General features: G+C 38.1%; 15 protein-coding genes, 1 pseudogene and 1 riboswitch. Of the genes and pseudogenes, 11 read left to right on the top strand and 5 right to left on the bottom strand.

The window, feature by feature from the left end; translation table 11 throughout:
* Positions 1–19: 19 nt before the first annotated feature.
* The 4 genes and pseudogenes from Ami3637_RS04165 to Ami3637_RS04150 all read left to right on the top strand — a co-directional run bounded on the left by Ami3637_RS04165 (position 20) and on the right by Ami3637_RS04150 (position 8,229).
* Complete coding sequence (locus Ami3637_RS04165) at positions 20–1,747, top strand: ABC transporter ATP-binding protein (protein WP_162361452.1); 1,728 nt, start codon at positions 20–22, stop codon at positions 1,745–1,747.
* A gap of 59 nt (positions 1,748–1,806) precedes the next feature.
* Positions 1,807–3,617: pseudogene (locus tag Ami3637_RS04160) on the top strand (ABC transporter ATP-binding protein).
* 132 nt (positions 3,618–3,749) lie between these two features.
* Positions 3,750–6,398: a translation factor GTPase family protein gene (locus Ami3637_RS04155; RefSeq protein WP_162361451.1), complete on the top strand. Its 2,649-nt coding sequence runs from the start codon at positions 3,750–3,752 to the stop codon at positions 6,396–6,398.
* Positions 6,399–6,545: 147 nt separating this feature from the next.
* A riboswitch (glycine riboswitch) is annotated at positions 6,546–6,640 on the top strand.
* 245 nt (positions 6,641–6,885) lie between these two features.
* Complete coding sequence (locus tag Ami3637_RS04150) at positions 6,886–8,229, top strand: amino acid permease (RefSeq protein WP_162361450.1); 1,344 nt, start codon at positions 6,886–6,888, stop codon at positions 8,227–8,229.
* A gap of 80 nt (positions 8,230–8,309) precedes the next feature.
* Here the strand turns inward: Ami3637_RS04150 and Ami3637_RS04145 are convergent, their stop codons facing one another.
* From Ami3637_RS04145 to Ami3637_RS04135, 4 genes are all read right to left on the bottom strand, one after another.
* Entirely contained in the window at positions 8,310–10,169 is a 1,860-nt protein-coding gene (locus tag Ami3637_RS04145) for an APC family permease (protein WP_162361449.1), read from the bottom strand.
* Between the two features lie 97 nt (positions 10,170–10,266).
* Complete coding sequence (locus Ami3637_RS18300; protein ID WP_330586816.1) at positions 10,267–11,358, bottom strand: ATP-binding domain-containing protein; 1,092 nt, start codon at positions 11,356–11,358, stop codon at positions 10,267–10,269.
* On the bottom strand, positions 11,358–12,350 hold the full coding sequence (locus Ami3637_RS18295) for a HelD family protein (protein WP_330586815.1): 993 nt from the start codon (positions 12,348–12,350) through the stop codon (positions 11,358–11,360). The genes Ami3637_RS18300 and Ami3637_RS18295 overlap by 1 nt, the downstream gene beginning before the upstream one ends.
* Complete coding sequence (locus tag Ami3637_RS04135; protein ID WP_162361448.1) at positions 12,340–13,194, bottom strand: helix-turn-helix transcriptional regulator; 855 nt, start codon at positions 13,192–13,194, stop codon at positions 12,340–12,342. The genes Ami3637_RS18295 and Ami3637_RS04135 overlap by 11 nt, the downstream gene beginning before the upstream one ends.
* Positions 13,195–13,356: 162 nt before the next feature.
* Between Ami3637_RS04135 and Ami3637_RS04130 the strand changes: the two genes are divergently transcribed.
* Entirely contained in the window at positions 13,357–13,773 is a 417-nt protein-coding gene (locus Ami3637_RS04130; protein ID WP_162361447.1) for a GNAT family N-acetyltransferase, read from the top strand.
* A 4-nt stretch (positions 13,774–13,777) separates the two neighbouring features.
* Here Ami3637_RS04130 and Ami3637_RS04125 read toward each other — a convergent pair whose 3' ends face one another.
* Positions 13,778–14,599, bottom strand: a complete 822-nt coding sequence (locus Ami3637_RS04125; protein ID WP_162361446.1) for a MerR family transcriptional regulator — start codon at positions 14,597–14,599, stop codon at positions 13,778–13,780.
* A gap of 132 nt (positions 14,600–14,731) precedes the next feature.
* Between Ami3637_RS04125 and Ami3637_RS04120 the strand changes: the two genes are divergently transcribed.
* The 6 genes from Ami3637_RS04120 (at position 14,732) to Ami3637_RS04095 (ending at position 23,635) form a co-directional block, all read left to right on the top strand.
* A complete protein-coding gene (locus Ami3637_RS04120; protein WP_162361445.1) occupies positions 14,732–15,814 on the top strand; it encodes an acyltransferase family protein in 1,083 nt (360 codons plus the stop codon).
* A gap of 85 nt (positions 15,815–15,899) precedes the next feature.
* Positions 15,900–16,943, top strand: coding sequence for a calcium/proton exchanger (gene cax, locus Ami3637_RS04115; protein ID WP_162361444.1), 1,044 nt, complete (start codon positions 15,900–15,902; stop codon positions 16,941–16,943).
* A gap of 64 nt (positions 16,944–17,007) precedes the next feature.
* Positions 17,008–17,517: a hypothetical protein gene (locus tag Ami3637_RS04110; protein WP_243158101.1), complete on the top strand. Its 510-nt coding sequence runs from the start codon at positions 17,008–17,010 to the stop codon at positions 17,515–17,517.
* A gap of 78 nt (positions 17,518–17,595) precedes the next feature.
* On the top strand, positions 17,596–18,348 hold the full coding sequence (gene larB, locus Ami3637_RS04105; RefSeq protein WP_162361443.1) for a nickel pincer cofactor biosynthesis protein LarB: 753 nt from the start codon (positions 17,596–17,598) through the stop codon (positions 18,346–18,348).
* A 14-nt stretch (positions 18,349–18,362) separates the two neighbouring features.
* Positions 18,363–18,761 (top strand): nucleoside-diphosphate kinase, encoded by a 399-nt coding sequence (ndk, locus tag Ami3637_RS04100; RefSeq protein ID WP_202931088.1) that lies wholly within the window; start codon positions 18,363–18,365, stop codon positions 18,759–18,761.
* A 227-nt stretch (positions 18,762–18,988) separates the two neighbouring features.
* Positions 18,989–23,635 carry a DUF3783 domain-containing protein gene (locus Ami3637_RS04095; RefSeq protein ID WP_162361441.1) on the top strand — a complete coding sequence of 1,549 codons (4,647 nt, stop codon included), beginning with the start codon at positions 18,989–18,991 and terminating at the stop codon, positions 23,633–23,635.
* Positions 23,636–23,723: the final 88 nt, after the last annotated feature.

Here is a 23,723-nt window from a genome sequence, read left to right as displayed (position 1 = left end):
ATTGGGCAAGGTGATTTTTATGATACGAGTAAAAGATTTTTTAAAAAACTATAAATCTACTTTTGCGGCGTTAATATTGTTTACTTTTCTGCAGACACTGGGTACATTGTATATTCCTACATTGAAAGCTGCAATTGTGAACAATGGCGTTCTCAGAGGAAATATATCCTATATTGCAAAAGTTGGAGCAATTATGCTATTGACATCCGTATTAACAGGGGGAATCACTGTCTGGATTACCCGGATGTCGGCTGATGCATCTGCCAGGATATCAAGAGATATTCGCCAGGCAGTTTTTGAGAAAGTTCAACTTTTTTCTGTCAACGATTTTAATAAAATTGGTACAGCCTCCATGATAACAAGAGCCACCAGCGATGTGACTTTAATAGGAGATACCACAATCATGTTTATAATCATGCTGCTGCCAGCACCTATTATGGCAATAGGAGGATTGTGTCTTGCTTTCCTAAAAGACAAAGTACTGGCCATGATTATTGTAACCACCATGATCATCTTTTTAATTATCGCTCTTCTAATGGGGAAGAAAGTGATTCCATTATTTAAACAGGTTCAGATAAAGATGGACAGCATTAATGGGCTATTTCGGGAAACAGTGATAGGAGTTCGTGTTATCAGAGCTTTTAATCGTGAAAAATACGAAAAAAGCCGGGTAGATGCCGCATCTTCAGCTTATGCAGAAAATGCCGTAAGAATAAATAAGATGATTGCTATACTGGAACCAATAGCTATGATCATTATCAATGGGGGCATCATTTGTATTTTATGGATTGGTGGAATCAGAGCCGGGGCTGGTGTTATGCAGATTGGTGATATTATGGCTATGATAGAATACTGCTTCCTCATTCTGATTTTTCTTATCATAGGTGTCATGATATTTATGTATATTCCCCGGGCCCAGGCCTGTGCAGAGAGAATTGATGAGATTCTTGCAATCAATCCTGAGATTATAGATGGAGCTGTGATAGAGCCTGAAAAAGGTGAGAATGCCCACCTTCAATTTGAACATGTTACGTTCCAATACCCCAATGCAGAAGAACCAATTTTAAGCGATATAACCTTCCAGTCAAAAGCAGGGGAGATTACCGCTATTATAGGAGGCACAGGGTCAGGTAAATCAACTATTGCTAATCTCATCCTTCGTTTTTTTGAAGTTCAGGGAGGGTGTATTAAGATAGACGGTGTGGACATCCGCAAACTGCCTCAGAAGGTACTGCGTAATAAAGTGGGGTATGTCCCTCAGAAAAATTTCCTTTTCAGCGGTACTGTAGCAGAAAATATACGGTATGGAATGGAGGATGCAACTCAGGCACAGATTGAACATGCTGCGCAGGTGGCTCAGGCACATTATTTTATTATGGGACTGGATCAACAGTATGAGTCCTATGTGGCACAAGGGGGAAACAACTTGTCCGGGGGGCAAAAACAACGCCTGGCCATAGCACGTGCAATAATCCGTAAACCAGAATTCTACATTTTCGATGACAGCTTTTCCGCTCTTGACTTTAAAACAGATGCCAAGCTCAGACAGGCATTAAGGAATGAGATTAAAAATGCTACAGTGGTTATGGTGGCACAGCGTATCAATACCATTATGGATGCAGACCAGATTATTGTACTGGAAGATGGAAAAATAGCAGGAATAGGAAAACATAAAGAGCTGATGAAATCTTGTGAAGTTTATAAGCAAATAGCAGCTTCTCAGTTAAGGGAAGATGAAATGGCGTAATATATATGGAGGCTATCATGAATAAAGATAATATGAATCAGGAATTTGAACTATATGATATGGGGATGGATGGTTTCATGGACAAAGCCAAAGATACCAAAAAGGCCACCTTACGTCTGTTAAAATATTTGGCAAAACAGAAATTAAAAATTCTGGTCATTTTACTAACTGTACTCGTGGGCTGTGTTCTCAACCTTGCAGGTCCGTTGGTAATGGGAAAGGTGATTGACCAGCTATATGAAGGTATAAAATTATCAATGTCAACTGGAGAAAAATTTAACCCAGACAGCAGTGAAATCGTGCAGACAATTCTTATTCTCATGGCCATTTATGGGTTTACTTCTCTGTTTACCTATTTTCAGCAATATTTCATGGCAGGAGTAGCCCAGAAGCTGACTTTAGGTCTCCGGAAAGAATTAAGCCAGAAACTGAATAATTTACCTTTAAGTTACTACGATTCTCACAAGAAAGGGGAAATACTCAGTCGTGCCACCAGCGACTTGGAGAGAATTGCTGACAGCCTGCAACAGGGATTAATGCAGTTTATTCTTTCCACAGTTACTATTGTGGTTGGGATTATCATCATGATGGTTATTAATCCTGCACTTACCCTGATTACAGTGGCAACCATTATTATATCCATGCTGGTAACAAAGCAGATTTCCCAAAGAGTAGAGAACTATTATGGGGAAAATCAAAGATATCTGGGAGAACTTAACAGTGATGTTGAAGAAGCCTTTACAGGGCAGCTGGTGATAAAAGCTTTCAGCGGAGAGGAAAGGTCGGTAGAATCCTTTCAAGCGGTTAACCAGAAACTTTGTGACGCAAACAGAAAAGCACAATTCGCCATTTTTGCCATCGAACCAATTATCCGTGTTATAGGGAAAATGGGATACGTGATTGTCGCAGTGGCCGGAGGCAGTTTTGCAGTGAAAGGAACCATGACACTGGGGCAGATTCAGGCCTTTATCCAGTATGTGGATATTTGCTCTGAACCAATGACGCAGCTTTCGTATATCATGAATATGCTGCAATCTGCTGTTGCATCAGCAGAACGTTTTTTTGAGCTGCTGGATGAAACGGAGGAAATACCAGATAATCTGGAGTGCAAAATAATTGAAAACCCTAAAGGAAATGTTGTGTTCGACCATGTAAGATTTGGTTACAGGGAAGATGCAATTCTAATGAAAGATATCAATCTTAATTTAAAATCAGGAAGCAAGATTGCTATCGTGGGACCCACCGGGGCAGGAAAAACCACGCTGGTTAATCTGCTTATGCGGTTTTATGAGATTCAGGGGGGAAAATCACCATCGACGGAGTAGATATCAAAGATATGAGCAGGGTTTCTTTACGAACTCTTTTCGGCATGGTTTTGCAGGATACCTGGATATTTCATGGCAGTATCTATGACAATATTGCTTATGGCCGTTTGGACGCCAGTATGGAAGAGGTGGTTTCTGCCGCAAAGGCAGCCCGTGCAGATCATTTTATCAGGACTTTTCCCAAAGGGTACCAGACAATTCTGGATGAAGATGGTTCCAACATATCCCAAGGGCAGAAGCAGCTTTTAACCATAGCAAGGGCTATTATTGCCAATCCTCCAATTCTGATTTTGGATGAAGCAACATCTAGTGTTGATACAAGGACAGAAGCTGAAATTCAAAAAGCCATGAAGAATTTAATGCAGGGCCGGACAAGTTTTATAATTGCTCATAGATTATCTACAATCCGTGATGCAGATTTAATTTTAGTTATGCAAAATGGCAACATTACAGAACAGGGAACACACCAGGAACTTCTGGAAAGGAAGGGCTTATATGAGTCCCTTTATAACAGTCAGTTTGCACCCAGGGCCACATTGATTTAATGAATTAGAAAATTTTCCTATACCTGGTTACGCTGATATAGATGTACGGACTTCAAACTTATTGGTATAATATAAAAGTGAACAAATAAAAGTAAACGTTGCTTTTAAAAATACAAAAAATAAGGATATAGCATGAAGAAATTAGTGATTGGAATATTAGCACATGTAGACGCTGGCAAAACCACATTAGCTGAGAGTCTGCTTTACCTGAGCGGTAAAATAGGTAAATTGGGAAGAGTAGACAATAAGGATGCTTATTTAGATACCAATGAATTAGAAAGAGCACGGGGAATTACTATTTTTTCCAAGCAGGCAGTATTTAATCTGGGGGAAATTCAGGTTACTTTACTGGATACGCCTGGTCATACGGATTTTTCAGCAGAAATGGAAAGAACCCTTCAAGTGCTGGATTACGCTGTTCTAGTGATTAATGGTGCAGACGGAGTACAGGGCCATACCAGGACTTTATGGAATCTGTTGGAAATGTACCAGATACCTGTATTTTTATTCATTAATAAAATGGATCAGACGGGTACGGATGAAGATAAGCTGTTAAAAGAAATAAAGAAGCAGCTAAATGATTGCTGTATTGAATTCGGCCACATTAGTACGGATGGGTTATATGAACAATTGGCCATGTGTAGTGAGAGCTTAATGGAAGTCTATCTGGAAAAGGAATATATTGAAACAGACCAGATAAAAAAGGCAATAGGAGAGAGAAGAGTATTCCCCTGCTATTTCGGTTCTGCATTGAAAATTGAGGGCATTGAAGAATTTATACAGGGCATTGTAAAATATACAGCTATACCGGATTATTCCGATGAATTTGGAGCGAAAATATTTAAGATAACAAGAGATGAGCAGGGAACCCGGTTAACTCATATGAAGATAACAGGAGGGAGCCTTAAAGTAAAGGATTCCTTGAGCAAGAACAGCAGAGATGAAAAGATAAACCAAATCCGGATCTATTCCGGACAAAAGTTTGAAGCGGTAAATGAAGTTCAGGCAGGTACAGTATGTGCAGTAACGGGACTCAGCTGTACCAGACCGGGAGAGGGGCTGGGCATTGAGGAGATGTCAAGCAGGCCTGTACTGGAACCAGTATTGTCTTATCAGCTTATACTGCCAGAAGACTGTGATCCTAAAGTAATGATTCCTAAGTTACGTCAAATCGAAGAAGAAGAACCAGAACTTCATCTGGTCTGGGATGAACAGCTGCAGGAAATTCAGGCTCAGATTATGGGTGAAATCCAGATTGAGATTTTACAGAATATTATATGGAGTCGATTTGGTGTGCAGGTAAGCTTTGGTACCGGAAAAATTTTATATAAGGAAACCATTGCGGATAGGGTTGAGGGAGTGGGCCACTTCGAACCCCTGCGGCATTATGCGGAAGTACATCTGTTATTGGAGCCTGGGGAACCAGGAAGCGGGTTGCAATACAGCACTGCATGCAGTGAGGATTTGCTGGGTAAGAATTGGCAGAGACTGATTTTAACTCATCTGGAAGAAAAAACTCACAAAGGAGTTTTAACCGGCTCACCCATTACAGATATGAAAATCACTTTAGTGTCAGGAAGAGCTCATACCAAGCACACAGAGGGGGGAGACTTCAGAGAAGCAACTTATCGTGCAGTCAGACAGGGATTGAAAGAGGCCGAGTCTATATTGCTGGAACCTTATTATGCTTTTGAATTAGAGTTACCTGAAAAAATGATAGGAAGGGCTATGAATGACATTGAGAAAATGAGTGGTGTTTGTGAAATATCACAGACAGACGGTGAGATGGCTATTCTGCAGGGGAGTGCACCAGTTATTACCATGAGAAATTATCAGAAGGAAGTTTCTTCTTATACAAAGGGTGTGGGGAGGCTGTTTTGCAGTATGAAAGGATATGAGTCCTGCCATAATACGGAAGAGGTTATAGAAAGTACTGGTTATGATTCAGAACGGGATATGGAAAACCCTACAGGTTCGGTATTTTGCGCTCATGGTGCAGGGTATCTTGTGAGCTGGGATGAAGTCAAAGACAATATGCATATTGAAGCCTTCCTTCAGTTAAAAGAAAATTTGTCTGAGAGAGCGACCCAGACCTATACAACCTCTGAAGAAAAACAGTGGATCAGCCAGGATGAAATTAATGAGATTTTCCATAAAACCTTTTATGCAAACCGGGGGAAAAAGTCCGTCTTTAAAATACATAAGCCTGCACAGGAGACTTATTATGGAACTGCGGAATATTCCAGTATACAAAGAGAAGTTAAAGAAGAATATCTTTTAGTAGATGGTTATAACATCATCCATGCATGGCCAGAATTGAAGGAACTGACCAAGGACAATATGGAGGGCGCCAGAATGAAACTGCTGGACTGTCTCTGCAATTATCAGGGAATACGAAATTGCCAGATTATTGTTGTGTTTGATGCTTACCGTGTTCAGGGACATAAAGAAGAAGCCATGGACTATCAGAATATACATATGGTATATACCAGAGAGGCCCAGACAGCGGATCAGTATATTGAACGGTTTGCCCATGATAACCAGAAAAAATATAATATCACCGTAGCCACATCAGACGGACTACAGCAGCTGATTGTCAGGGGAGCAGGATGCTCTTTGCTATCTGCAAGAGAACTGAAGAATGCCATTGAGGAGGCTAATGAAAGGCTGAAGCAGGAATATGAGGAACTGAAGAGGAAAGAAAAAATACATCTAATGGATGCCCTGTCTTCAGACGTAAAACAGCAGATGAAAGAACTGGCAGAAAAAAAGGATAATTAAAGTAGTTGCAACTTTTTTTAATCTGTATTAATATATAACAGTAAAATTTAATATTTCAGATGAAGATAGCGGGAGAGCAATGGCCAATGCCATTCACCGAAGAAGTAAATCTTTCAGGTACCTATTTGATTAGAGATGACCGCTATTGGATGAAACCTTGGAGAGACTCTTTTAAAGAGCACCGAAGGGGAAAGTCATATATTTATGGCGAAACTCTCAGGTAAAAGGACAGGGTACAGGTAACATATCTTATAAAAGTAATATATTTCTATATGTTTTTTCTAGATTTTATTTTTTTTTAGATTTTATCTATTCCCCTATTATATCTCCAATAAAAGCATACTTATATATGGGTATACAAAAATTAGCTTGGTTCCGTTTTAAATCTTATAAAAAATGGGAGCCTGTATTATCATGCGCCTGGAATTAATTCTGGTGAATCACAATGATAATAAAAAATAGTAACATTCAGAAAGGCGGAATATTTATGTCAGAAAATCAACAGTTATCTAGGGGATTAAAAAATCGCCATGTACAATTGCTTGCAATTGGAGGAGCCATTGGTACAGGTTTATTTCTTGGATCAGGCAGATCCATTCATTTAGCAGGACCCTCTATTTTATTAGCTTATTTGATAACAGGAATCATCTGTTACTTCATTATGCGAGCTTTGGGAGAAGTATTACTTTCTAATCTGCATCATCATTCTTTTGTTGACTTTGTTCAGGACTATTTTGGAAATGGGGCAGCCTTTATCACTGGGTGGACCTATTGGTTCTGCTGGATTTCACTTGCCATGGCAGACCTGACGGCTGTTGGACTGTACGTACAGTTCTGGTTCCCGCATATAGCTCAGTGGGTTCCAAGTTTGGTAGCACTGGTTGTTTTACTGGTTATGAATCTTACCGCGGTAAAGTATTTTGGTGAAATGGAATTTTGGTTTGCTTTAATTAAAGTTATTGCAATATTATCCTTAATTATAATTGGTTCATTTATGATTTTCAAAGGCTTTTCTACAGATGCAGGTGCTTCTAGTTTCTCTAATCTGTGGAAACACGGAGGATGGTTCCCAAATGGCGTAAGTGGTTTTATTCTTTCTTTCCAAATGGTTGTATTTGCTTTTACAGGAATTGAGCTAGTGGGATTGACAGCTGGGGAAACTGAAAATCCAGAACGTGTTATACCTAAAGCTATTAACAATATTCCAGTGAGAATCATCATCTTCTATATTGGAGCATTACTTGTCATTATGAGTATATATCCATGGAATTCTATAAACCCGGAAGAAAGTCCATTTGTACAGGTATTTGCTTCTGTGGGAATTGCCTCAGCTGCAGGTATTGTAAATTTTGTAGTTTTAACTTCAGCAGCATCAGCATGTAATAGTGGTATATTCAGCACAGGCCGTATGGCATTCTCTCTTGCAAAAGAAAATAATGCACCAGCATCTATGAGAAAGTTAAATCGTAATAATATACCTTCTACTGCAACATTGTTTTCAGCTGCTGCCATTTTACTTTCAGTAATTTTGAACTACATAATGCCAGAAGGGGTATTTGTACTTATAACAAGTATATCCACATTCTGCTTTATTTTCATTTGGGCCATGATGGTACTGTGCCATTTAAGATACCGCAAAACCAATCCAAGGCTGGCGGCAAAGAGCAAATTCAAAATGCCACTTTATCCAGTTTCTAACTATATTATTCTTGCTTTTATTGCTTTTGTTCTGGTTGTATTAGCTCTGAATAAAGAAACACGTGTGGCTCTGTTTGTAACACCAGTATGGTTTCTATTGCTTGGAGGATTATATAAGATATTTAAGAAATAAAATCAAATATAAAAAAGTGGATTTCTTTAACTGGAAATCCACTTTTTTATTATATGTGCTAGTAAACTCTCCGATTGTGCCTAATCAACGTAATCATTATTATCAAGATTGTATGGATAAGTAGATACAATGATGTTGCCTTTTTTGAGCAGGCTCTCTCTGATAAATAAACCGGTATGATTGTGCAAAATACTAGCCAAAAGTCCATGAGTCATAAACTGGGGGACAATGACCGTAATCTTTTCGTCTTCCTCTTCCGCAGCATCTGCTATCTGGTAAATATTATCTAACAATGGTGTTACTACAGCTCTGTATGGAGAATATTTTGAAACCAATACCATATCCGTATTTAATTCATTCCACCGGCTTTTTAATTTGTCCATGGATTCCATATCCGTTGAAACATTCAGGGCAATAACTTTCCCTCCCAGACTCTGGGCATACTGGAGGGCCCCTATGGCTGCCTTATTTAAGGAAGCGATTGGAACTACTATGACATGATCATACTTTATCTTAAAGTCTACTTTATTTAATCTCACATTGCTGACACTTAATCCAGCGGCAATTTTTTCGTAATGGGCTTTAATCTTAACTTGTCCAATGATGATGATTGGAATAATGATTAATACAATAAATGCTCCTTCTGTAAATTTTCCCACTAAGACTATTAAGGTAGTCAGTAAAGTAACCACAGAGCCGATGCCATTTATGACAACACCAATTTTCCAGTTCTTTTCTTTGGATTTCCTCCAATGGTTTACCATACCGAATTGACCTAAAGTGAAGGAGATAAATACCCCTATGGCATAAAGTGGAATGATTCTGTGGGTATCTGCCTGAAATATAATGACAAGAATACATGCAATCAGTGATAAGGCAACTATTCCTACAGAAAAACTCAGCCGTTTACCTCTAAGAGTAAACTGTTTTGGGGCATAACCATCTTTCCCCACAATGTACATGAGCATAGGGAAACCTGTAAATGCTGTATTGCATGCCATGAGCAATATAACAGCGGTACTGAACTGAATAATGTAATACATGAATCCTTTATGAAATACAGCAAATGCAATCTGTGATACAACCGTAGGCCCATTAACAATGGGAACAGCTGTATAGAATATTGCAAGTATTGAAGTGCCGCCGAATATAAAAAATATGAGAGTTGCCAGTAAAATCATGACCACTTTGGCATTTCTAGGGCTTGGTTCCTGAAAATTAGGAACGGAATTACTCACCGCTTCTACCCCGGTTAATGCAGAGCATCCGGAAGAGAAAGCCTTTAATACCAAGATTATTGATATACTGGAGACTGTACTGTCAGGAACAGAATACATAGGCTCCGGATGGATGTTCAGTACAAAGTACTTAAACAAGCCGTAAACTATCATAAAAATCATACTGAAAATAAAAACGTAAGTAGGCAGTGCAAATATTTTGGATGATTCACTGATACCTCGTAAGTTCAGTATGGTCAGAATAACAATTAGTACCACAACCATTTCCACTTTATAGGGCCCTAAATATTCAAATGCAGACACAATAGCATCAGCACCTGCGCTGGCACTAACTGCAACCGTGAGAATGTAGCTTATAATCAATCCTGCACTGGCACAGAGGCCGGCCTTTGCACCCAGATTTTCCTTTGCTACTTTGTAGGCTCCTCCTCCTTGTGGGTATGCATTGATAATCTGTATATATGAAATGGTCAATATGGCCAGCAGACCTATTATCATAAAGGAAGTCCATGTCAGCCACTGATAGGCAGATGCCCCAAGAACAATAAGTACGAAAAGTATTTCCTGGGCTCCGTAAGCTACAGAGGATATGGCATCACTGGCCATAATTGCCAGGCCAAAAGGAACATTATACTTTTCTATGCTACTTTTCTCATTAGCCAGAGGCCTTCCAATCAGAACATCTAAAAACTTATTTATCATTTTTTCTCCTTCTATCTGATACTTGAGTGTAATGCTTATATATTACTTGTAAAGCTGCAGATATGCAAGAAAAAATATTGATAAGTATAGTTTAAGCTTAATTTATCCTATCAAAGCAGTTGACAGCATCAATCAGTGGGGTTAACTCCCCTGTATAGGTTAAAGACAGCTGATGCATGGCACGAGTACAGGCAATGTAAAGCAGACTGCGGTCCCACTGGGTGAAATAGGTTTCACAGTTAACCTGTGGGATGATAACCTGGTCAAACTCTAATCCTTTTGACATTTGAATGGAAGTCACGGATATGCCGTTTACAAAAGATGAACTGTCCGAGGAAATTAAATGCAAATCATAATCTTTTGACAGAGCATCATAATAGGTTTCAGCTATATTATCTGTTTTTAAAATAATTCCAAGTGTGGTATTTTTACTTTCATAAAATCCATCCAATACCTTGCATATTTGGTTAAGCTCTTCTTCTCTGGTACTGCAAAGTATCAGTTTGGGCATCTTTCCATGTCGTGGGGTTGGTTCCAATGAAGGAATATTTTGAATGCGCCCTGCAAATGTTATGATTTCATATGTTGAGCGATAACTTTTATTTAATTCTACATATTCCGCATCTTCATATAGCTGACGTAAATCTTTCAGTGTATTGAAATGGTTTGGATTGATAAATTGCCCAAAGTCACCAAGAATTGTTTTCTGACAGGTATAAAGGATATTGATTACCTTATATTGCACTGGGGTATAATCCTGCATTTCATCAACAATTAAGTGGTGTATGTCCTTATTTTCTTCCAGACCATGGAAAGAGGCATGAAAATACATAAATGGATAAACATCACACCATTCCAGAGTTTTGGCTGAGGGCATTAAAAATTTATCAGATATCCCTGATTTTTTGTAAAAGTCTTTATAAAGTGCCAGTGTATTTTTAAACTTCAGCATCTTATTCAGGCTTTTTAAGACATCGCTGGATTTGGGCAGAGGTTCGTCCATGAAGTTATCTGTTTTAAAGTGCTGGCGGATATCATCGCAAATCATCTGAAGGCGGCTCTTAACAGGGTATCGGTGGTAAGCACCAAAGCGGGATTTTATCCAATTAGATGTGACAGAGAATCTTCCAAAACTGTAGTCACAAGGAGTAAAGATGTTTTCAGCCATATGGGTAAGGTAATCATCCATCAGGGAGACAAAATCCAATGTAGATTTAAAACGGACTCGGTCTGCCCACAGGGGTCCTCTGTATCTAAAGGGTTTTTGTCCGGTTCAAACTGAATAATTCCATGCAATATGGAAGCAGCAATCTCTTTAAAACTTATTTCATAAACAGGTTCTTCACCCAATTCCGGGAGAACACTGGAAATATAATCACCGAATACTTTGTTTGGCGATAAAATGGCAATATTTTTAGATGTTAACCTGCTCTTAAACCGGTAGAGCAGATAGGCAATCCGATGGAGTGCAATGGATGTCTTTCCGGAACCTGCAACGCCCTGAATCAGAAGGGTTTTGGATTTATCATTCCGAATTACCTGGTTTTGTTCTCTCTGAATGGTTGTAATGATTGATTTCATCTTTTCATCTGAAGTGGAACTTAATTCACGCTGCAAGATGTCATCTTGAATATTAATGGAACTTTCCAACGCATATTCCATCTTACCATTTTTTATTTTAAACTGCCGTTTGCGCTGGAGTTCCCCTTCAATCCGTCCAGAGGGAGCCGTGTATCCTGCTGGCCCCACTTCAAAATCATAAAACATGCTTGCAACCGGTGACCGCCAGTCAGATATAAGCAACTCATCCTCATGGCTGAAGGAAAACCTGCCAATGTAAATGGTATCCGGCGTTTTCATATTTGTTCGCTGAAAGTCCATACGGGCAAAATAAGGGGAGTCCTGCATTTTAATAAGTTTACTGCGAACTTCACATGCAAAGACTCCCCGATTATCAATTTGTTTTAAAGCCAGTTCATTCTGGAACATTTCATGGGGGTCAATTTCACCACCATACTGTACCATGTAACGCTTGGTATCCATATATTCGTTGTCTAATCGTTCCACCGAATCACTTGCCTGTTTTATAGCCTCATCAAGCATGACGCAAATCCTGTGCAGGTGCTCAATTTCATCCGGAAAAATGCACATTTCTTTAGGTGTGTTATTTTTATCTGTCATGTAATCCTCCCTTTATTAAAACCATCCTTTGTGTGGGATATCCAAACTCTGTTAATAGTTCTGCTTCTTTAAAGCCAAGTGTTTTGAGTATCCTGCGGTATCCTGTATCGGCCTTGTCTCCTTCCCTGAAGGTAGTGATACTGATTTCTTTATTTTTCTCAAGATTTCCAGCTACTACTGTTAAAAATGTCTGAAAAACAGCCTGTTTTTCATAAAGGGGATGTACCGCAAGAAAATCGATACTTCCTGTATTTGAGTTAAACATCATACCGCCAATGGCAATGTCAGATTCGGTTATGAGAAAAGCCCTTTTACTGGCGATATACTTCTTTAATGCAGTTAAATGTTCCTCATCTCTTAAGTTAGGAAAACCGTCAATAGCCAGATGAACCAGATTTAACCATATGGAGATATCTGTTTCATTCACAATCCGGATTTCTCTGTTATTATTTTTTCCCTGAAGAATACAAGCTTCACCTTGGATATTAAAACTGTACTCTAGTTGAAGGGGATAAAAGGTATTATTTTTTCTGAATTGAAGAGGAGACATTTTATACATATCCTTAAATGCATTGCTAAATGCCTGCTGGCTGTCATAGCCCGATATAACAGCGATATCCAGAATTGGTCTATTTGTAAAAACCAGCAGCCGGGCAGCTTCTGTCAACTGTCTGCGCTGCACATAATCGTGAATGGACAGCCCTACTGTATTGGTGAAGATGCGGTGCAGATGATATTTAGAATAATGTAAGGCAGTGGAAATCATATCCAGATTCATTTTTTCAATGGCCAGATTATTTTCAATATATTGGATTGCAGCTGTAACTGCCTCAAGATTTTTCATGGCATCTCCTTTCTGATTTAATACTTTTGGTTAAAATTCACAGACTATTATATCAGATAAAAATCTTTTATTTTTAATTATTATTGCTGTTTTACAGCATTTACGGTTCAATAGCTTAATGGTAGAATTAAATATGAAAATACTAAAAGTGAGGTGAAAAAAATGGAAATAATATTTGACAAGCCATCTGCAGAGGACTACGTCAGTCTGAGACTCCGTTCAGGAATGGGAAATAAGGATCTGGACAGAAGCCAGACCGCTATAGAAAACTCTCTTCTTACTGTATCTATCTATGACGGAGAAAAGTTAATTGGCTTCGGAAGGGTTGTAGGAGATGGTGGAATCACTTATGTAGTCAGCGACATTATGGTAGATGCAGACTATCAGCGAAAAGGGTATGCAAGTCTCATCATGAAAGAAATTGACAGGTATTTTGAAGAAAATACTTTTGAAGACAGTTACATCTGTCTGATTGCTAATCATCCTGCTGATTTATTATATCATAAGTATAACTTTCAATACCTCCCAGATGATAAATGTGGTATGCTGCGCACCCCTACATATAAGAACAGGGTCTAGTTGTTTAGCATTCTACCTGGACAGAAATTTTTGATAAATACTGACAGGGATTACTGGTGTTAATTTCATCTGCAATATTTTCTATATAGACATTTCCGCAGGGAGACAGGTTATGGTCTCTTATAAACTGATCCATTGGTTTGAATATTTCCAGCTCTCCTGCTAAATAACTGTTATCATACCCAATTACATACAAACCGGCAGGTTTAATTGTTTTAACTGCTTTTATGGTGGGACTGATCTTGTAGAAATAACCGTATTTACCATTCTGGCCTGCGATAATGTCTTTATAACAGGCCCAGATACCTAACGGATAACCGTATATTAACTTATTCTTTTTTGAAAAAGCAAGAAAAGAGTCAAAATCTTTTTCAATGCTGTTATTGTCAAATTCCTGAACAGGGCCCATAAACAGCAATTCTTCCTCACATTCCTCCAAAACTGGTTTGCTGCAGTCAATAGAAACTGATATAGCAGCATGGGTAGACCTCTGCTCAATGATAAAATCCATTTGATTTAAACGATTAAGTTCTTCTGATATTTTTTGCTTTTGTTTATTGATTAATTGCAGAAGATTTTCAGGAGATATATTCTTTAGATAGGTTTTAATTTCTTTTAAGGAAAAGTCCAGATCTTTTAAAGTCAGAATAATACTGACTTCTTCTAATTGTTCGTAAGAATAGTATCGATATCCATTGTCCTTAACTATGAAGGGTTTCAGAACATCAACGGTGTCGTAATAAATCAGGTTTTGCCTGCTTATTCCAGATAAATCGGAAAAAGCACTTATGGATAAATAATTATCTGAGCTGATTATATTTGTCATAATGCACCTTTCATCATAAAATAATAGTTTTGCCTAAGGCAAGTTTATAAAAAAATATATTGACTGTCAAGTTACTATACAGTTTATACTGTTAAAAAATTTATAGTGAACAGGATGGAGTAATAAGAAAGTATGGGAAATAATCCGAGCGCCATATTAAATAACGGAAGAATCCGATATTTGGATTTAGCCAGAGGCATAGCCGTTTTTTTTATGATTATGCAGCATGCAATGATTATGCATGAAAGCAGTGGGGGAGAAGGTCATACCATAATTGGCAATATTTTTATTGCATTGGGGACAGCACCGGCTGCACCAGTGTTTATCTTTTTCATGGGAGTCTTTCTGGTAAAATCAAATAAATCATTAAAAGAAAACATGATGCGCGGGGTGAAACTATTTCTTCTGGGTTATGGGCTAAACCTGATTCGATTCACAATCCCACTTGTCATAGCAGGGTGGGGGAAAATGATTTCTCCAGGATTATTTGGAGTAATTTCGGGAGAACCTCATGGAATAATGAATTATGCAATCTATCTTTTCTTTACAGTGGATATTTTTCAATTAGCCGGTTTGTCCCTTATCTTTTTTTCTGCATTAAAAAAGTATGGAGACAATAAATACTTAATACCTGTACTGGTTCTGGGCATATTACTATTATCCCCATATTTATGGGGCATCAACGACAGCGTGATTCTATTTATGCCACTATGGGGAAAAAGTGAAATTGTAGACTTTCCATTGTTTCCATGGTGTATATATTTTTTATTAGGGATGTATTTAAGCAAATATTTTTATACTCCCACAATGGAAAGGAAGGTAAAAAAAGGATTTATAATAGTAGGAGGATTTCTGGCACTGATTGGGTGCATAACAATAGGAAATTTTCCTATTGGAGATTATTACAGAAGTGGGTTCAGTGTACATATTCTGATAATCAGTTTTCTATTTTTCTGGTTATCCATGTGTGATTATATAGTAAAAAAAATGAGCCGAAAAGGATTTGACAGATTTTTAAACATCATTTTTTTCTGGAGCAGTAATGTAACGGGAATATATGTGATTCAATGGATCCTGTTTGGCTGGAGTATTTTGATTATTGGATCCAACAGAATGCCTGATTATGCTGCTATGGTTATAGGATTGCTGGTTGTCATCATGAGTCATTTTATATACGGAAAGATAAAGCATATTCAGTTAAAAAGCTTGTTTTAGTCATAATCTTTGATTATAATTAACCTGCTGGATTTTATTATTAAAAGATAGAAAAATAAACATAATTATAAAATGGAGGGTTCATTTGAGAGTATTAAGATATCTGCTCATATTTATTCCTGTTAGTCTGATAACAGAATTTCTACATTTTTCACAACCGTTGGTTTTTGTGTTCTCTGCATTGGCAATTATACCTCTTGCAGGCATCATGGGAGAATCAACAGAAGCTATATCTCATTTTGCGGGTAATCGGATTGGTGGATTTCTGAATGCAACTTTCGGCAATGCAACAGAATTGATTATTGCCTTTTTTGCCATGAAAGCGGGTCTTTTTGACGTTGTTAAAGCATCCATTGCAGGATCTGTCATCGGAAATATTTTACTGGTGCTGGGCTTAAGCATGCTTGCAGGGGGACTGAAATATAAGACACAGCATTTTAATCAGAAGGTTATTAATGTTACTGCCAGTATGCTTCTTTTTGCAGTAATAGGGTTAACTATACCTGCAGTATTTACTCATACAGTACCTTCACAGCTGCTTAATACCCGGTATGAGGGGCTTAGCGTAATCGTTGCGGTTATTATGCTGTTAATATATGTGCTCAGTCTGGTGTTTTCATTTTTTACACATAAAGATTTGTATGCAGTAGAGACTGCCGAAGAAGCCGCTCCTAAATGGTCTTTAAAAACTGCTATAATAATTTTAGTTATTTCAACTGTTTTTATCGGAATCGAGTCAGAAATCTTTGTTGGGACAGTTGAGCCTATGACTAAAGCCATGGGACTTAGTGAATTCTTTGTGGGGATTATTCTGGTTCCCATTATTGGAAATGCTGCTGAACATAGCACTGCGGTTTTGATGGCACTAAAGAACAAAATGAATGTAGCTATTGAAATTGCTTTGGGCTCCAGTTTGCAGATTATACTTTTTGTAACACCAGTGCTTATCTTTTTAAGCCTGATGTTTTCACCTATGAGTATTATTTTTAATACCTTTGAACTGGTTGCCCTGTTATTCTCTGTATTAATCGCCAACAGAGTTGCCAGTGACGGTGAATCAAACTGGCTTGAAGGAGTGCAGTTAATTGCGGCATATATCATATTAGCTGCATCATTCTTTATTTTATAATTGGTAGTTTTAATTTTCAAATTTAGTAAATATATATTCTAATAAAGATGAAAGGAATATTAATATGATAAAACATTTAAAGCTGTTCTTAATTCTTGTCCTTACTTGTTTGCTGTTTGCAGCCTGTTCAAATAACGGAGCTGACAAGGAATCAGAACAGTTAACAGATGATACAACAAAAGCTACCGTTGCCGATAAGGCTGAAAGTAATATTGCACAACAGACCAAAGAATATATTTTGAAAGGGCAGGAGGATATACCTGAAGCAAGGCAATTACAATGGAGTGAAACCTTTCTGAATCAGGTTGATATTGATGCCATATACAAAAAATACATAGCTGACGGGGGTAAAAAGGATGATATCAAAAGTTTTGCAGCGTATTTAACACAGAACGCGCCTACCCCTGATAACTGGCAGGAAATGGTGAAAAGTGATATTGCTAAGGACTATGATGAAAAAGTGAGCAAAATAGAGCTCTTACAGGATGACTTATACCAGGTATATATTGAAAAAGACGGTTCAGAGATACCTTATGTGGTAGTGAATTCAAGAACAGGATACTACCACGGATAATCCAGGAAGATGTGAGAGTACAGATGAATTTCAGACCAGAGGTTTATTTAAGATAAAAATGCTGAAACGGAGGCACTAATGGAAACGCGTGATATATTGGTAAAGTTAAAAAATGGTGATATTTCTGTGGAAGAAGCAGAACATTATTTTCGGAGAAAGCCATTTGAAGATATGGGATATGCAAAATTAGATACACACAGAAAGACAAGGTCTGGTTTTGCTGAAGTGATTTTCTGCAGTGGAAAGTCAGACAATCATTTACTGCAGATATTTGGGAAATTATATGAAGAGGATGGGGAGGTTTTTGGAACCAGAGCGTCAAAGTCCCAGTATGAATTAATCAGGGAAGTATATCCGGAAACCCAGTATGATGAAATTTCACGGATTATAAAGATAGAGAAAACTGATAAGAAAAAGCAAGGGAAAATTGCAGTTTGCACAGCGGGGACTGCAGATATTCCAGTAGCAGAAGAAGCTGCGCAGACGGCGGAGTATTTTGGCTCCTTTGTAGAAAGAATATATGATGTGGGTGTGAGTGGTATCCATAGACTTTTTTCAAAACTAGATGTGGTGCAAAGTGCTAACTGTGTTATTACAGTTGCAGGAATGGAAGGAGCTCTGGCCAGTGTCATGGGCGGACTGGTGGATAAGCCTGTTATTGCAGTGCCTACATCAGTAGGGTATGGAGCCAGTATGCATGGCCTGTCTGCCCTTTTAACCATGATTAATTCCTGTGCCAATGGAATAGCAGTAGTAAACATTGACAATGGATATGGGGCAGGATATATAGCCACTCAGATTAACAGATTAGCGGTAAAAGAAGAAAAATAAACAGGAGGATGGCAATGGAAAGAACTTATGTAATGCTAAAGCCAGATGCAATCGCCAGGAAGCTGGCAGGTCGCATCATCCATAGAATAGAGGCAAAAGGCTACCAGATTAAAGATTTAAAGGTGATGAACCTGGATAAAGAGATATTAAGGGAACACTATGCACATGTTGTTGACCAGCCCTTTTATCCTAAGATGGAGAGCTATATGATGTCCGGACCTGTGTGGGCAATGGTAGTAGAAGGAGAAAATGCAGTGCAGGGGATTCGTATGCTTATGGGAGCCACAAAATTTGAGAATGCCATGCCAGGCACAATCCGGGGGGATTATGCCAGCTCAACTACAGAAAATGTCATACATGGCTCTGACTCTCCGGAGAACGCAGAAATCGAGATTAAACGTTTTTTCGGATAGGAATGTCTGGATATGCAAAATTATATAATTTTAACGCGTTGACAAATGCAACAAGGTATGATATTATTTTTTACGTTGGTTAGCATCGACTAACTTGATAAGAGGGAGTTTTAATTCCCTTTCTTTTTATTCAAAGGTTAGCAAATGCTAACCATATTTTATGATTTGAAGTTAGCTTATGATAACTAACACAGAGTAAATAATAAAAGAGGAGGAAAAAGTTTTAGATGAGAAAAATAAAAAGTAGGGCAATTGGTTTTATGGTGATGATGGCCATGGTCCCTGGATTAATAGCTACTCCTGCTTTTTCGTATGCAGCAGATGATAACGGAAAACTGTGGGATATATTAAACAATTGTTTCGTAGCTCTAGAAAAAGAAGGGAGTTTTACAGAAGCAGACAAAGAAGTATCCGTCTCAGCTACCCTGGATCAGTCTATCAAGGAAGTCTATATGACTGTTTTTGCATATCCTGGAAATGTTGCCTTTGACCCAGACAGTACGGCCAATAAAAGACTTTTTGGGGGATACATGAAAAATGGACAGACAGTAAGATGTGAATTTAATTCAAGCCTGCTGCCCCTGAAGAAAGGCTGGAAAGTAATTGCAACTTTGAATGTTCCCGTTGGTGATGACAATTACCGGCAAGTCCTGTCAAAGTCTGTAGCTGTTGTAGATGAATCAGGAGAGTCTACACCTGAATATACGTGGCCGGATGCTTCTATCTTAGATAAAGAACTAAAAGAAGGGGATTCCTCTGCACATTTAAAGCTCACTGGAGATGAACGTTTATTTAAAAATAAAAATATAGAGATTCATTATTGTGTATATCAGTATCCCAAAGAGGACAAATTTGATTTTGAAAACAATAAAATGATTCCACTATATAGTTCAAAAGCGGATGAAGCGTTTGACAGTAAAGAGATTAAATTCTTACAGCCACTAAAACCGGGATACCGTGTAAGGGCTGTTGCATATTGGACACAGGACTATGATAGTTTTATACCAAAATCCAATGATTATGAATTTGGACAGCCAGACGATTCTGTTCTCATTCAATCAAAAGTCGCTATACCAGCTGTTTCCATTGCAACTTCGGATGTTAAAGTAGGTGCAGATGTAATCAGGGCGGACATTGGAGGAACAGTTCCTGAGGGGAGTATATTGATTTTTCAAAGCTATCCCAAAAATGAAACCTATAAATTTGGAGCTGGAGGAAATGGTTTATTTGTAGCTAACAAAAGTAACATAACAGCTGGAACAGGCCAGGTAATTTCTGTTACAAATAAAGACAACTTGAAAGAGGGGAGAAAACTCATTGCAGTAATTATAAAATCGGGAGAAGTTATTGCCCAGTCTGCGCCTGTGGATATTGTTTCTTCTGATAATATGAAACCCTTTGTTCTTAAAATTGCAGGGGATGTATACGAAGGGGATAAAGAAGTTACTCTGAAAGTGGATTATGATGACGCTATTGCAGATGCTCGATTGCTGATTCATGAAGATAAGGGAGAAAGCAGCTCCCCTGATTTGGATGAACAGATAGCTAATGTGGCGCTCTCTAAAAATTCTACTGGGCAGATAACCGTACTTCTCAACAAACCTTTGGAGTCTGGCAAAAAACTGGCGGCTTCAATTTATTACTGCAAACCGGGGACCAATGTTGTTTATCTTTATCACACTACTAATCAGATTATAATTAAACAAAAGAAAACAGAACCCCATATTTCTATAATAAATACCCAATTTACAAAGGATGATGTATCTGCGGACATACAAGTGGATGGCTGTGATGAATTTATGGGGGGACAGATTATCATCTGTCAATACTCTTCTTCTAAAGGCAACTTTGATCCAGACAGCAGTAATACAAAACGGCTGTATCAGGGAAATATAACTACTCAGGGAACATTTACATATGAATTTAAACAGAATCTGCCATTGACATCAGGAAATAAAATTATTGCGTATCTATATAAATATGATTCAGTCACAGATAGTATAAGAGTTAAATATTCAGAGCCAGTTTCTGTAATATCTGATGGTGGGGAGATTATTCCTGCAAAAGTCCAGATGGCTACTTCTAATGTCAAGGTCGGGGATACTGGTATTTGGGTTATCAGTAATTTTGATTCGAAGAAGAAAAATGGTCGTTTAATTATTTACTCCTATAAAGAAAGCCAGTTTGTTCCGTCATCTGCAAATAACATTATACTGTACAATGGTATAACAGAGCCATCTGAAAGTAGTAAGAAAATCAATTTTATTAATGATAAGCTCCCTTTAAAAGAAGGGTGGAAACTAAAAGCAGCTCTTATCTTAACGGACAAGGAGAGTACAACCCCATCGGACTTTGAATACTCTGAATCAGTGCAGGTTCAGTCACCACCTGTGTTAGTAGTACCAACAGTTACCATAAATGAAAAAGAGATTACTGAAGGTGACAACAAAATGAGGATTTCCATAACCTATGATAAAAATATAAAAAACCCAGTATACACCGTATATCAGTATGAGGGGAACACTTTGGATAAGGAGGCGTCATCTACAAAGGTATTGAATTCTGGAACAGCCTCAAAATGGAGCAAGTTCCCTGTAAACTTTTCAACTTCATACACACCTTTAAAGCCTGGAAACAAAATAATTGTTGTGTTAACGGTTACAACAGACGAAAACAAAGAAATGGAATATAATTCTAATGTCCTTACCATAGGTCCGCGACCGAACTGGGCAACTCCAACTGCAGCATTTGACGTAAATTCTATAAAAGTGGGTGCTGTGAGCGTACCTATGACTGTAACCTATGATGAGGGGTATTATAGTTTAGATGAATTTTACTGCAACGTAACGTTGTATCAGTATCCTGCATATATTACTGATTTTGACCATGAGGAAAAATATGCTGAACCAGTGGGAGCCATAAATGGCAGTACAAATAAGCCCGTTTCAGGTAAGAATATTCAGATTCCCATTAATAAGCCATTAAAAGCAGGATACAGGCTTATTGCTAAGCTTAGGCTGCCACATGCAGAGTGGGAAGGAGAAGAAGCAGATTATCTGTCTGCACCAGTTTCCATAATCGACGAAAATGAAAAGCAGGAAAAACCTTTGGTATTATTGTACCAATTGGGTGAAGACACATCACGAGGTTCCAGAATTCGTGCTATATTAAAAAATCTGGATATTGAAGTAAAAAATATTGAAAAGACACAGATAAATGAAACCATAGGCTATCTTGCAGGAATGGAAGGATTTGGAAAATCAGAGGATGCATATAATGGAGATGATTATACCACGGAATTTATCATTATGAACGCTCTGAGTGAATCAAAACTGGATGCATTCTTACATGCTATGATGAGCCAGAATTTGCGTATTGAACATAAAGCAGCGGTGACTGATACCAATAAAAACTGGACATTCAGACAACTAGTTGGGGATATTGGAGAGGAAAATGAGGTCTTTGTGGCTTTGCTGGAATTGGGAAAGCTGGCTAAAGAAGGCGAAAAGCTGGATATAAAATTGTATGATACAAAAAATGCTGTAATTTTCAGAGAAGCATTAGAAAATGCACACAGCGTATTAAGGACACATGAGCCAGATATTAAGGATATTAAAAAAGCCATAGCAGATCTCAAGAAATCCATGCTGGATTTAACCGGACAGAAAGAATTAACGGGACGTGTTGTTTTAACTTGCACAAAAGTACAGGAAAAATATGCAGTAAAGGCCTCTGTGGTGGGAGCGCCTAAGGATGCTACGTTTGCTTATCTGTGGAGTAACGGGGGTACTGGTGATACCCTGGAAGGAATGGATGCAGAAGCATTAGCAGGAGTTTCAGTAACTGTTACCGGCACTGATTCCTATTGGGGTTCTTTATCAAAGGCACAGCTAAAAACAGCTAAAAGCGTAAAAAATGTAAAAGTCACTCCTGAAAACAACAAAATCAAGGTGAGCTGGTTTGACTCACAAGATGAAGAAAATACCCCGGATACTCTTTATGTTGCTGCGGATATCTATGATGGAAAATCATTTTTAAAGACTGTTCGCTTGGAAGGTGGAGAAAAAAGCTTGGAGATTGATGGCCTGAAAAATGAAAAACAATACGACATAAAACTTTATTCTGTAAATATTATTGGACGTAGTGATATGATAATCGTAAAAGGAAAGCCCGGGGAGAGCAGTTCACAATCATCAGGCCCATCTCACAGGTCAAAGAAGAGCAATCAGAAAGCAAAATCAGATGTGAGTGGAAATCAAGGAAAGCAAGAGCAAGTAACCAAAGAGAAAAAGACACGGGATGAAAAGCAGAGTACCGTAAAGGATAATACCTTTAAGGATTTAGACAATCACTGGGCAAAAGACACCATTACACTAGTGACGGAAAAAGGCCTTTTCAATGGTACATCCAATCAGACATTTTCTCCAGATACGCAGGTTACCAGGGCTATGTTTGTAACAGCACTGGGGAGACTTGCAGAGGCTGATGTGGAGAATTACCAGAACCCAAATTTTTTAGATGTTGAGAGAGACAGTTATTATGAGGCTTATGTAAATTGGGCAAAAGATATTGGAATAATAACTGGATTTGCTGGAAAGTTTAATCCAAATGAAAAAATCTCACGGCAGGATATGGCAGTCATTCTTTCTCGTTATATGGAAAGAACAAACAAAACATTACAGTATAAGCAAGACTCAAAGAAATTTACAGACGAAAATTTAATTGCAGATTATGCTCAGGATGCTGTGATAAAATTGCAGGAAGCTGGCATTATCAATGGCAAGAATGAAAAAAATTTTGCACCTAAAGATACTGCTACCAGAGCTGAAGCAGCAAAAATAATAGCAGAATTAATTAAAAAAACTGAGAAGTAATAAATAATGAAAAAAAGGGAGCCCTGTGAGAGGAGCTCCCTTTTGCGTAATTTTTAAAAGGTATTAACTCAAATATGGGAAGCTTTAC

Origin of the sequence: Aminipila terrae (assembly GCF_010120715.1) — a bacterium.
GTDB classification, from domain to species: Bacteria; Bacillota; Clostridia; order Peptostreptococcales; family Anaerovoracaceae; genus Aminipila; species Aminipila terrae.
Note: the sequence above shows the minus strand (reverse complement) of the source record. Positions and strands in the feature narration are given on the sequence as shown.

Excerpts from the sequence above, each read along its gene's own strand:
- Ami3637_RS18295 (WP_330586815.1), bottom strand. The coding sequence starts at position 12,350 with ATGACAGATAAAAATAACACACCTAAAGAAATGTGCATTTTTCCGGAT.
- Ami3637_RS04120 (WP_162361445.1), top strand. The coding sequence starts at position 14,732 with ATGGGAAATAATCCGAGCGCCATATTAAATAACGGAAGAATCCGATAT.
- Ami3637_RS04145 (WP_162361449.1), bottom strand. The coding sequence starts at position 10,169 with ATGATAAATAAGTTTTTAGATGTTCTGATTGGAAGGCCTCTGGCTAAT.
- Ami3637_RS18300 (WP_330586816.1), bottom strand. The coding sequence starts at position 11,358 with ATGGATGATTACCTTACCCATATGGCTGAAAACATCTTTACTCCTTGT.
- larB (WP_162361443.1), top strand. The coding sequence starts at position 17,596 with ATGGAAACGCGTGATATATTGGTAAAGTTAAAAAATGGTGATATTTCT.
- Ami3637_RS04150 (WP_162361450.1), top strand. The coding sequence starts at position 6,886 with ATGTCAGAAAATCAACAGTTATCTAGGGGATTAAAAAATCGCCATGTA.
- Ami3637_RS04110 (WP_243158101.1), top strand. The coding sequence starts at position 17,008 with ATGATAAAACATTTAAAGCTGTTCTTAATTCTTGTCCTTACTTGTTTG.
- Ami3637_RS04130 (WP_162361447.1), top strand. The coding sequence starts at position 13,357 with ATGGAAATAATATTTGACAAGCCATCTGCAGAGGACTACGTCAGTCTG.
- Ami3637_RS04165 (WP_162361452.1), top strand. The coding sequence starts at position 20 with ATGATACGAGTAAAAGATTTTTTAAAAAACTATAAATCTACTTTTGCG.
- Ami3637_RS04125 (WP_162361446.1), bottom strand. The coding sequence starts at position 14,599 with ATGACAAATATAATCAGCTCAGATAATTATTTATCCATAAGTGCTTTT.
- ndk (WP_202931088.1), top strand. The coding sequence starts at position 18,363 with ATGGAAAGAACTTATGTAATGCTAAAGCCAGATGCAATCGCCAGGAAG.
- Ami3637_RS04135 (WP_162361448.1), bottom strand. The coding sequence starts at position 13,194 with ATGAAAAATCTTGAGGCAGTTACAGCTGCAATCCAATATATTGAAAAT.
- Ami3637_RS04095 (WP_162361441.1), top strand. The coding sequence starts at position 18,989 with ATGAGAAAAATAAAAAGTAGGGCAATTGGTTTTATGGTGATGATGGCC.
- Ami3637_RS04155 (WP_162361451.1), top strand. The coding sequence starts at position 3,750 with ATGAAGAAATTAGTGATTGGAATATTAGCACATGTAGACGCTGGCAAA.